11 protein-coding genes are annotated in these 11,114 nt (G+C 64.1%); 4 read left to right on the top strand and 7 right to left on the bottom strand.

All coding sequences use genetic code 11. From position 1 onward, the window contains the following. Positions 1 to 146: 146 nt before the first annotated feature. Entirely contained in the window at positions 147 to 1,961 is a 1,815-nt protein-coding gene (locus tag K0B96_RS16445) for a chloride channel protein (protein WP_220162003.1), read from the bottom strand. Positions 1,962 to 2,019: 58 nt separating this feature from the next. Here K0B96_RS16445 and K0B96_RS16440 point away from each other — a divergent pair, with 58 nt between their 5' ends. Together K0B96_RS16440 and cysK are read left to right on the top strand one after the other, a co-directional pair. Beyond that, on the top strand, positions 2,020 to 2,454 hold the full coding sequence (locus tag K0B96_RS16440) for a MarR family transcriptional regulator (protein WP_220161994.1): 435 nt from the start codon (positions 2,020 to 2,022) through the stop codon (positions 2,452 to 2,454). Positions 2,455 to 2,477: 23 nt separating this feature from the next. Further along, positions 2,478 to 3,458, top strand: a complete 981-nt coding sequence (cysK, locus tag K0B96_RS16435) for a cysteine synthase A (RefSeq protein WP_220161985.1) — start codon at positions 2,478 to 2,480, stop codon at positions 3,456 to 3,458. 32 nt (positions 3,459 to 3,490) lie between these two features. Here the strand turns inward: cysK and K0B96_RS16430 are convergent, their stop codons facing one another. The 6 genes from K0B96_RS16430 to K0B96_RS16405 all read right to left on the bottom strand — a co-directional run bounded on the left by K0B96_RS16430 (position 3,491) and on the right by K0B96_RS16405 (position 9,473). After that, entirely contained in the window at positions 3,491 to 4,300 is an 810-nt protein-coding gene (locus tag K0B96_RS16430; protein ID WP_220161983.1) for a hypothetical protein, read from the bottom strand. Further along, positions 4,297 to 5,010, bottom strand: coding sequence for an ABC transporter ATP-binding protein (locus tag K0B96_RS16425; protein WP_220161981.1), 714 nt, complete (start codon positions 5,008 to 5,010; stop codon positions 4,297 to 4,299). The genes K0B96_RS16430 and K0B96_RS16425 overlap by 4 nt, the downstream gene beginning before the upstream one ends. Further along, positions 5,007 to 6,341, bottom strand: a complete 1,335-nt coding sequence (locus tag K0B96_RS16420; protein WP_220161979.1) for a NosD domain-containing protein — start codon at positions 6,339 to 6,341, stop codon at positions 5,007 to 5,009. Before K0B96_RS16420 ends, K0B96_RS16425 begins: the two co-directional genes overlap by 4 nt. After that, positions 6,338 to 6,955, bottom strand: a complete 618-nt coding sequence (locus K0B96_RS16415; protein ID WP_220161977.1) for a hypothetical protein — start codon at positions 6,953 to 6,955, stop codon at positions 6,338 to 6,340. The genes K0B96_RS16420 and K0B96_RS16415 overlap by 4 nt, the downstream gene beginning before the upstream one ends. A 63-nt stretch (positions 6,956 to 7,018) precedes the next feature. After that, positions 7,019 to 8,923, bottom strand: a complete 1,905-nt coding sequence (nosZ, locus tag K0B96_RS16410; protein WP_220161975.1) for a Sec-dependent nitrous-oxide reductase — start codon at positions 8,921 to 8,923, stop codon at positions 7,019 to 7,021. A gap of 22 nt (positions 8,924 to 8,945) precedes the next feature. Further along, entirely contained in the window at positions 8,946 to 9,473 is a 528-nt protein-coding gene (locus tag K0B96_RS16405) for a plastocyanin/azurin family copper-binding protein (protein ID WP_220161973.1), read from the bottom strand. A gap of 168 nt (positions 9,474 to 9,641) precedes the next feature. Between K0B96_RS16405 and K0B96_RS16400 the strand changes: the two genes are divergently transcribed. Together K0B96_RS16400 and K0B96_RS16395 are read left to right on the top strand one after the other, a co-directional pair. Then, on the top strand, positions 9,642 to 10,466 hold the full coding sequence (locus K0B96_RS16400) for an SCO family protein (protein WP_220161971.1): 825 nt from the start codon (positions 9,642 to 9,644) through the stop codon (positions 10,464 to 10,466). A 138-nt stretch (positions 10,467 to 10,604) separates the two neighbouring features. Next, on the top strand, positions 10,605 to 10,997 hold the full coding sequence (locus tag K0B96_RS16395; RefSeq protein ID WP_220161969.1) for a hypothetical protein: 393 nt from the start codon (positions 10,605 to 10,607) through the stop codon (positions 10,995 to 10,997). Positions 10,998 to 11,114: the final 117 nt, after the last annotated feature.

Raw genomic sequence — 11,114 nt, 5'->3', positions numbered from 1 at the left:
AATCCCGCCGACAAATTAGCGCGCGTCCGCCGACGCCGCTGCCGTGCGAGCAAACGCCGTCCGCCGCGTCCAGCGCGCGTCAACCCATGCGCCGCACGCGCAGCTGAAGCGGGGCGGGAGCGCGTGCTCACCGCCGGCCGGCGTGCTTACCGCGAATGCCGCGAAAACGAGAGGCCGCGTTCACGGCGCTGCTCTTCTTCGTGCTGGCGCATGCGCGAGGCGAGAATTTCGGCGCGCCCGAGATAGCCGACGATTTTGCCGGGATTATCTCGGTCCACGACCGGCAGGCGGCCCACGCCGCGCTGCAGCATCTTTTCCATGGCGTCGTCGAGCGTTTGATCGGCGAAAACGGTCACCGGATCCGACGTGCCGGCGCGCAACACCGTCATCGCGCCCGACTTGTCGGCCTGTTGCGCGCGCAGCAAATCGCCGCGCGTCACGATGCCCGCCAGCGCGCCATCGTGTTCGATCAGCGTCGCCTGCCGGTGGCCGATGGGAGAGCTTGGTTGGGCGATCAGTTGGGAGAGTTGCGCGACGGTCGTGTCGGCGTTCACCACCGGCGGTTTCCGATCCATCACTTCGCCGACCCGCATGAGCGTGAAAACATCCACCGTGTATTCGCGCGTGATGTGCTGACCGCGGCGCGCGAGTTTTTCCGTCAGCACCGAGCGACGCAGCAAAAGGACTGTGACGCACAACGACGCCACGGTCGCGACGAGCAAGGCGGGCAGGGTGGTAAGATCGTAAGTCAGTTCCAGGACGAAGATCGTGCCGGTCAAGGGCGCGCCCATCGTGCCGCCCATCATCGCCGCCATGCCGATCATCGCCCACAAGCCGATGTCGCCCGCGCCTACGATGCTGCCCAGGAATGCGCCGATCGCTCCGCCGATCATGAGCAAAGGCGCCAGAATGCCGCCGGACGTGCCCGAGCCCAACGCGATGGCCCACACGATGCCCTTCGCGAGAATGAGCCCCACAAGCGCCGCGCCGATCACCTCGCCCCGCATCAAACTGTGAATGGTGCCGTAGCCCACGCCCAGCACCCGCGAATCAATCAACCCGCCGAGGCCGACGAAAATTCCGCCGATGGCCGGCCACCACATCCAGTGGATCGAGAGTTTCGCGAAACCGTCTTCGCACGCATACACGAGCATCGTCAGCAGACCCGAGGCAAAGCCGATGCAAACGCCGATCAGCACCGCGATCGCCAGCATCTTGGGATCGAGGAGCGCATGCGGCGTCACGGCGAAGATCGGCGGGTCGCCGAGGAGCGGCACGCGCATCGCGGAGGCCACGATGGCGGCGACGGTCACCGGAATGAAGCTGCGTGGTTTCCACTCAAACAACAGGAGCTCGACCGCCAGCAACACGGCCGCGATCGGCGTGGCAAAAATCGCCGCCATGCCGGCCGCGGCGCCCGCGACGAGCAGGGTTTTGCGTTCCGCGGAGGTCAGGTGAAAAAGTTGCGCGAAGAGCGAGCCGAACGCGCCGCCCGTGACAATGATCGGGCCCTCCGCGCCAAACGGTCCGCCGGTGCCGATGCAGATGGCCGACGAGATCGGTTTCAGCACCGCGACCTTCGGATTCATCAAGCTGCGCCCCAGCAGAATCGCTTCCAACGCCTCGGGGATGCCGTGCCCGCGGATCTTGTCGGTGCCGTAGCGCGCGATCAGACCGACGATGAGTCCGCCGATAACCGGGACTACCACGCCCCACCAGCCGAAGTGGTGGCCCGCCAGCGTGCTCGTCGCAGTGGAGAATTTCAGGAAAAACGCGGCGTTCGTGATCACCGCGATCAACCAAATCAGCGCTTTCGCGACGAGCGCGGCGATGCAGCCGATCGGCACCGCGAGGGCGCTCAATAACAACACGCGTCGGTCGGTGGTGAAGTCCGAGAGGAGGCCGCGGCTGACGTGGCCGGAGGAGTGGATGGGTGCGGTCGCGGAGGCAGGCTGATCCATAAAATAGAGGTTTCAAGATTGCATCGTAGTGCGATACAATGCAATTCTAATCCTTGCCGTGTCGTCGCTCCGCCTCACCAAGACCCACTACGAATCGCTGGCCGCGATTCGTCACACGTTGCGACAGTTCATGAACTTCAGCCGCGATGCCGCGCGCAAAGCCGGGCTCACCGCGCAGCAGCATCAAGCGTTGCTGGCGATCAAGGGCGTGCCGGGTCGCGACTTCGCTTCCATTGCGGAACTGGCGGAGCGTCTGCAGCTTCGGCATCACAGCGCTGTGGGGCTGGTCGACCGGCTGGTGCGACGGCGCCTTTTGCGGCGCGAACCCTCCTCGCATGACCGGCGCCAAGTGGAACTGCATCTTACCCGTGAAGGCGAGAAGGTCATTGAACGCTTGTCCGCCATCCATCTCGCCGAGTTGCGGCAGTTTGGGCCCACCTTGCACGAATTGCTCCGCTCCATTCACGACGTGCAGGCGCAGGTGGAAAACTGAGCAGCCCCGCGCCGCCTTTTTTTATGTCCAAGATCTATAACAATATCACCGAAACGATCGGCAACACTCCGCTCGTGCGCCTCAATCGCACGGCCGCCGCCCATGGCGCCAAAGCCGAGATCCTGTTAAAGCTCGAGTTCTTCAATCCGCTTTCGAGCGTCAAAGATCGCATCGGCGTCGCCATGATCGAGGAGGCTTTGAGCAGCGGAAAAATCAACGCGGACACCGTGCTCATCGAGCCGACCAGCGGCAACACCGGCATCGCTCTCGCCTTCGTGGCGGCGGCGAAAGGGCTGAAACTCATCCTGACAATGCCGGAGTCGATGTCGGTCGAGCGCCGCAAAATGCTCAAGGTTCTCGGCGCACGACTCGTGCTCACGGAAGCGGCCAAAGGCATCAAGGGCTCGATGGCCAAGGCCGAGGAACTCGCGGCGAAAATTCCCAACAGCGTCATCCTTCAACAATTCGCCAATCCTGCGAATCCCGCGATTCACCGCAAAACCACGGCGGAGGAAATCTGGCGCGATACCGACGGGAAGGTGGATTTTGTGGTCTCCGGCATCGGCACGGGCGGCACGATCACCGGCGTGGGCGAAGTGTTAAAGGCGCGGAAACCGGCCGTGCGCATCGTGGCGGTCGAGCCTGATACCTCCGCGGTGTTGTCGGGCGGCCAGCCCGGGCCGCACAAATTGCAGGGCCTCGGCGCGGGCTTCGTGCCGCAGGTCTTAAACACGAAGATTTACGACGAGGTCATCCGGGTGAACGACAAGGATTCCGGACCGGTGAGCAAGCAGGTCAACCAGCTCGACGGCATCCCGATCGGCATCTCCGCCGGCGCCGCCGTCTGGGCCGCGCTCCAACTCGCGCGCCGTCCCGAGAACGAAGGCAAACAGATCGTGGTCATCATCCCGTCCAGCAGCGAACGGTATTTGTCGTCCTGGTTGTTTGCCGACGTCGTCGCCGAGAGTGATTCCGTCGACGATCTGATAAAGGCGGCCAACTAACGCGGCGGCCCGCGCGGCGGTTCGTCGCGCGTTTATCCATCAGACCGGCGGCGTGCGCCGAGCCAAGCGCACGCGCCGGCGCCCGCGATCCACGCGGTGAGAATCGTCACGAGCCACGCCAGCGCGTGCGTGACCCACCAAGCGGTGAGCTGGCCGGCATCGATGCCGCTGAACGCCGCGCGCTCGACGGTGAACAGCACGGTGACGCGAAAGGCATCGAGCGGATTCATCATCAACACGCCGACCCAGACGTCGGGATGTGCCTGGGTCAGTTCTCCGCCCGCCACGGCGAGGAGTAAAAAATCGGCGCCAAACAGGAGCACGAACCACACGGCGACGGCGGCGATCAGCCCCGGCACGTGATCGCGAATCCAGCAGCCTACAACCAGGCCGGCCATCGCGCACACCGCGCTCACGCCTGCGGCGCCCGCCGTCACGAGAAACAATTCCCGCGAGCCGCCGCCCGCGCACCAGGTCGGCACACCCAGCAACGCCGTGGAGCCGGCGACGAGCACGATGAGCGCCGCCGCTTTGCCCGCGAGCCATGGCCCGATGCCGGCGGGTTGCCCCAGCAACCACGTGAACTCATCGGTCTCGGCGTGCGCCGAGCTGAGCCCAAGCAGCAGCGCGGAAAGTGAAATCGCGTAGAGCACCGCATGCAGCAGCCACCACGCGGCTCCGCGCGCGAGAGCGTCTCCCGGCGTGAGCAACGGCAGCAAACCTGCAGTCAACACGAGCAGCACGTGCGCATAAAGAAACCGGTTGAGGCGATGGCTCAAAAATTCGCGACCGGCGGCGGCTCGCGCCACCGTGACAAAAGAAGGGATGACGGGGGATTTCATCGCACTGCAGCCTCCGCGTTGGCCCATTGGCTGGCTGGCGCGTCCTTGCGCCGGAACACGTCGCGCAACTGGTCGGGCGGCACGGTTGCCGCGTAGCGTCCTTCGGCGAGGAGCAGGCAGCGATCGGCGCGGCCTTCCCACTCGCCGAGCAGATGAGTGGCGACCAGAATCGTGCGCCCGGCTTGGGCCTGCGCCGCGAGAAATTCCTGCAGTTGATCGCGCCACGCGGGGTCGAGACTCAGCCCGGGCTCATCGAGCAGCAGCACCGGCGCGTCCGCGAGTGCGAACACCGCGAGGGCGAGGCGTTGACGCAATCCGCCGGAGAGTTTTCCCGTGGGCACGCGGGCGAATTCGCTGAGTCCCCAGGCACTCAACTCGCGCTCGGCGGCGACTGCTTCGCGTCCGCGCAACTGCGCATAAAAGTGCGCGACCTGCCGCGTGGTGAGCCGCGGATGAAAGCGCGGCGCCTGCGGAAGAAACGACAACCCGGCGAGCGCGCGGCGGCGGTCGGTGGCGAGATCGTGGCCATCGATGTTGATCGTGCCGCTTTCGGGATTCGCCAGGCCGGCGAGCAGGCGCAGCGCGGTGGTCTTGCCCGCGCCATTACAGCCGATCAGCAGCGTGATTACCCCGGCTTCGGCGCGAAACGTGAGCCCATCGAGCACGCGGCGCGCGCCAAACGACTTCTTTAGCTCTTGGACGGAAATCATGGAGTGATCGGAGCCGCAACCAGCGGATGAGGGTCCGTCGCGCCCGGGAGGCCGGGCAGCGCCAGACGGCTGTGGATGAATCGCAGGAGGCGTTCTCCCGGACTGGCGGAAAGCAAACCGATGGCCGGCAGCGTGCGCCGCCATGGCCCGAACAGGTCGGCTTCGTGATGCGGAAGATCGGCGACGCCATCGCGATTCAGATCGAGCGACTCGGCGTTATCCCAGTGATTCCCGCGCCCGGCGACCGCCCAGAGGTTCGCGCCATTGTTGCCGCTCGTCTCCAGTGGATGAATGTTGCCCGAGAAATTGTTTTCAAAAAACCGGCTGCCGGCGGTGCTGTCGTCCACGCGCAGGCCGACATAATTTCCCACGATGCGGTTCGCGCGGATCGTGTCGCCGTTCCCGTTCTCCAGAAAGAGCCCGACGGTATTGCCCTCGATCGTGTTGTTCTCGATTCGCGTGTCGTCGATGGATTGGAGCAGCAAACCGTAGGCGCGATGGCTGCGGTTGGCGACGAAACGGTTCGCGCGCAGCACGAGCCGCTTCGAATACATCAGCGCGGCGCCGGCGGCATTGTCGGAGAAGACATTGCGCTCAAACACATTTCCGTCCGAATACATATAATGCAGCCCGTAGCGCACGTGGGCGATGTCGTTGTCGCGGGTGAGCGTGTCGTTCGTGAAGGAGAAATAGATGCCATCGCGCGTGCCGCGGATACGGTTGCCGCTGATGCGATGTCCCGAGGAGTTCCACAGATGAATTCCGTTCCCGCGCCGGTCGAGTGGATCAGGCACGCTGCACAAATCACCGGCGGCGGCATCGGCGGCTCTGAGCCCCGCCGTCACCGGGTCGGCGATGACTTCATCGCGCGCGCCGTCGCCGAGAATCACATTGTGCTGGATGCGGCAATCGTGCGCCTTGCGCACATAAATCCCATGCAGCATGTCGGAAATCCGGTTGTCGTGGATGAACGCGCGGTCCGCCGTGATGTAAACCGCGGCGGTATCGTTGAAGAGATTCCGGCCCGAGCGCCGAATCGAAAATCCGCCGATTTCCACGTCGCGCGCCTGCACGGCGATGACATGGACCACGCCGTCGCCCCGCAGCACGGCGCCGTTTTCGCCCAGCAAATGCAGGGATTTTTCGATGACGAACGGCCCGTCGTAAATCCCTGCCTTCACCCGCACGGTCGCGCCGGGCGCCGCGGCCGCGATTTCGGCCCGCAACGCATCGCCAGACGTCGCCGCGCGCGCGGGCGCAACGGCTCCGATGCTCAGCAACGCGCACAGGAGTGCGGGCCGGAAGATCGAAACGGCGCGCGCGCGGCTCATGGCTCCTCGTGACGGGAAAACCAAATCGCGCCCGCGATCAGGATGGGAAAAAGGGTGAACAGCACGCCGCCGGTTTGCGGCAGGCTGGTCTGGACAAAGTTGGCGATTTGCTGGCTGCCCAGCAGGATCGGCGTGAACGGCTTGATTGTCATCGGCGCGTGCGGGTTGAGCTCGTGGCCGTAAGTATAAAGCCGATAGTAAAAGCTCCCGAGGGAGAAAAACGTAAAATAGGTGAACAGTGCTCCGAGGTCGATCAGGCTCAGCATCCGGCCCACGACCGCCGCGCGGAGCGCGAGCAGCGCGAAGATGCCGAAGGCAAAGGGCATCCACCGCATCTCGATGAAATCCTCCTCCACGAGCGGCTTCATCCCAATATAGTGATTCAGCATGTTGATCTCGTGCAGATCCTGCCCGTGGTTACCGCCGACGAGTTTGTGGGTATAAATATGCAGCGACAGGCCTTCTTCGTATTGCGGCGCCACGAGCCTGATCTGCCAGAGCGGCAGAAAGGCGGCCGCCACAACCGTCACCGCGGCGAGCAGCAGCAACAAGCGCGAGCGCAGGCTGAGTGAGCGGCGCAGAAACAGGGACTCGCGGAGGAAGAAGGTTTTCATGGCGGAAAGAGGGTGTGCGGCGAAGGCGGTCCTTCGCCGCACACGGGAGCGGAAGCGCGCAGTTTATTGCGTCGCGACGGCCACGGCGGGTTTCACCGCCAGATAGCCCTGCATCTCCTGGTGGAGCGCGGAGCAGAAGTTGGTGCAATAGAAAGGAAACACGCCCGTCTTCGTCATCTTGATCCGGACGGTCTTCGTCTCACCGGGATCGATCACGAGGTTGACGTTCTGTTCGACGATGCCGAGGCCGTGGATCATGTCCGGCGTCTGTTCAACGTTGGTGACATGGAGCACAAGTTCGTCGCCTTCATTCACGTCGATGCGGTCGGGCGTGAAATGACTGCGGATCGCGATCATTTTCACTTCGACCACATTCCCGCGGCGGGTGGCACCGGTGTCTTTCGCATCCCAGACGGCGTTGGGATCGTCGTTTTCCGCCTTCGGATAAACTTCGATCGGGCTGATCGCATCGGCCTTCAGGATCTGCGCGAAATGCGGCTCCGGCTCGGTGAAGGCTTCATAGATCAACTCCATTTTCTTGCCGGTGATGTCGATGAGTTCGCTGTCTTCGGGCTGCGATGGTCCCACCGAAAGATGGCGGCCCTTCGAGAGCTTGTTCATCGCCACGAGATACTTGCCGTAGGGCTTCTTGGTGTCGCTGCCGCCGACAACGAGATGCCCGATGTTGTAATGCACCGCGATCTTATCGAGCACGACCTTGTTGAGATCGGCGCGCTCGTCCGCGGACCAGGGCGGCATCTTCCATTTGGCGACGGCAGATTCGATGAAGAGCGACGTGTAGGCGTTGCCCGCGCCGTCATATTGCGTGTGCAGCGGGCCGAGGCCGACCGGCACTTCGCCTTCGAGTGCGGCATCGTAGCGAATCACCGGCACGCCGCGAAACTCGGATTCGAAATCCTTTTTCGCGATCGCGGCCTGGAGCTTTTCGAAGTCGAAGACCGAGGCGACGGGCTGCAGTTTGCCCGCGGCTACGACCCAGCGGCCGGTCGGGTCGACATCGATACCGTGGGGCGACTTCGGCACCGGCAGATAATACAGCACGCCGGGGGTTTTCGCCGGATCGATCACGGCCACGCCATCGAGCATGGTGGTCTGGCCGGCGTTCACCGCGGCCTCGGCGGCTTTCCAGTTCACGATCGCGGCGTAGTCGCGGTCCTTCTGCGAGGCGTTGGCCTCGAGATTGTCGTGCGCCATCTCGGTGTTATAGGACGTCCAGAAAGCCCAGCCTTCGCTCGGGCCCTTGCCCGTGGAGCCGAGATCCCAATCGAAGGGCGGCGTGATGATCTGCCAGCCTACTTTCATCGTGCCCGAGGTGGGATCGACTTTGATGCCGCTCACCATGCCGTTAAATTCCTTTTCGTAGTTGGCCGGATCCGCATAGCGGCCCTTCGGCAGCGGCACGGAGAAGCGCGTCGCTACCAAAACGTATTCGGTATTGTCGGTCACGAATGACGAACCGTGGTTGCCCATCGAGTTCGGGATCGGGCCGAGAATCTGTTTCGTCTTGAAGTCGCGGAGATCGATGCGGGCGATGCGGTTGTTCGCATTATCATTCACGAAGAGCCAGCGGCCGTCGTAGAGTCCGTCCTTCTTCGAGAGGCCCGGATGGTGCACGTCGCCCCACGTGTAGTCGCCGAGCATCGCCTTCGACGCTTCGTCGTAACCGTAGCCGGTGCCCGGGTAGCGGCCGAAGACGGGAATCGTCGCCAGATGGCGCATGGACGGGAGTCCGGCCACATAGACCTGGCCGGAATGCCCGCCGGAATAGAAGAGATAAAACTCATCCTTCTGGCCGGGGGCGACCCACGTGCGGGCCGCGGCCGAGTTGGCCGCAACGGATTTCCCGGCATCGCCGGCGCCGGACTTGCCCGGCGGATTACAGCCGGGGAGGGCCACGAGAGCGGCCGCGGCAACCGCGGGCGCGAGTAAGGAGCTGATTAGTTTCATGGGTTGGCGGGGTTCGGAAACGTTACTCAACGATCAATTCACCCTTCATCCCGACCTGCATGTGGCCGGGAAAGGCGCAGATATACGGATACCGGCCCGGCGTCTTCGGCGCGTAGAACCGCACGGTGTCGGACTCTTTCGGCCCGAGCAGCTTCGTCGCGGCCAGCACCTTGTCTTTGAACGACGCCGGAATGTAGTCGGTCCCCGCGGCGGTCGCCGCCTCGGAGGCAAACGCGTTGAGGTCCGTGTCGGCCGCTAGGAGCACCCAGTCGTGCCCCATCGAAAACTTCGGCACGGTGCCCTCGTTGATCAACGTCACCGCGAGCGCCTCGCCGGGCTTGGCGTGGATTTCGATCATGTTGAACTTCATCGTATCGTTCGCGGTGATCGCGATCGCGCGACCTGCCGAGGGCCGGGCGGCATCGGAAGTGGACGTCGCCGCAGCTGCCGTTTCAGCGGGGTCGGCGGCGCGTTCGGACGGGCCGCAGCCGGTCAGTCCGAGCGCGAGCAGGAGGGCGCCGCTGAGAAAAAGGGAGGAGTGGTTTTTCATAGAAGAGCCCCACCGTATCGGATCTCGTGGCCGCAGGCCTTGATTTGTATCAAGAGCTCCAAGCTTTTATCATCCCGCCGCCTTGCGGGCTTTGCTTGATGTCCATCAAGGCCAGGCTGCACCCACACGGATATATTTCCGCTCATGACAACGCGCATGCTTATATCAATGCTCCTCGCGCTCGCCGGATTACTCGTGGTGCGCGCCCCCGCTGCTGACGGCGTTCACCCCGTGACTGGTGTGGTGCGCCAGGCGATCGACGCGGACGGCTACATTCGCATCGCCCACGACAATATCCCCGGCGTGATGCCGGCGATGACGATGGCGTTTCGCGTCGCCCGGCCCGCGGAAGCCGCCCGTTTGGTCGCGGACGACCGCGTCCGCTTCGAGCTGCATACGGCGGGCGACGATTGGTTCGCGACCGCTTTTGTCGTGATCGGATCGAGTGCGCCCGCTCCTGCTGCGACCGAAGCGGCGCCCCGCCGTCGCGTTCGCGAGGGCGACGCCATGCCGGAATTTTCTCTTCTCAACCAAGATGGCGCGCCCCTTTCCCTCGCCGCGCTCCGCGGGCACGCGACAATTGTAACGTTTATCTTCACCCGTTGCCCGGTGCCGGAATACTGCCCCGCGCTCGCGTTTCGTTTTGCCGAATTGCAGAAAGCGATCCTGACTGACGACCGGCTGCACGCGCAGGCCCGGCTGCTCAGCATCACCCTCGACCCTACGTTTGACCGGCCCGCGGTGTTGAAGTCTTACGGGGAGGCCGTCGGCGCGGATCTCGCGGTCTGGCAGTTTGCGACCGGCACACCAGCGGAGATCGCGGCGCTGACGAAGGCGTTTGCCGTTTTCACCGAGCGGAACGGCCTCACGCTCGATCACACCTTGTGCACGGTCTTGATCGGTCCCGACGGAACTGTGCGCCAGATCTGGCGCGGCAACGGCTGGAAGACGCCGGAGGTGATCGCCGCGGTGAAAGCGGTCGTCGGCTCCTGAGCAGACGCACGAACCATTCAGCGTGATCCTCACTCGCTTGTTTATGAACCACTCCTGCGCCGCTAATTTCGCGCTCCGGCGCCTGGCCGAACCGTCCCCTGCGCTTGCTAACAGCGGCGCGGCCGGTTGATTCGCCCGATGCGTCGGCACCTCCAAGTCTATGGCTGTCTGGCCGCGTGGCTGTTCGCCACGGGCTGCCAGTGGGACTTGATGCAGGTCATTGCATGGGGGCGCATGTTTACGGGCTATGCCCAGACCATGTCGCTGACCGCAGCCACGCAGGAAACATTTTCCGGCGAGATGTGCAGCCTCTGCAAGGTCGTGCAAAAAGGTAAGGAGCAGCAGGAAAAAAACACGCCGCCCACGACCGAACTCGGCAAGGCGAAGCTGCTCGATACGCTACTGCCGTCGGCGACCGTCATGCCCATGGCGCCGACGCGGCGGCCTCTCGGCGTCGTTCTTGCGCCGCCGGGCTTGGTGGGCCGCGGACGCATGCCGCCACCCCTGCCACCGCCGCGAGCGGTGGCGTGAGTCTCGTGTCCTCCTGTTAAGCCCGCCGGCAGCGTCCTGACGCGCCTGATCCGGTCCCGGCTCGTCCTGAATTCGCGCGCGGTCGCGGACTGGACGCTTCTCTCACGCGTGTTCGCG

This window comes from Horticoccus luteus (genome assembly GCF_019464535.1).
Taxonomy (GTDB): domain Bacteria; phylum Verrucomicrobiota; class Verrucomicrobiia; order Opitutales; family Opitutaceae; genus Horticoccus; species Horticoccus luteus.
This window is presented reverse-complemented; position numbering and strand designations above follow the sequence as displayed.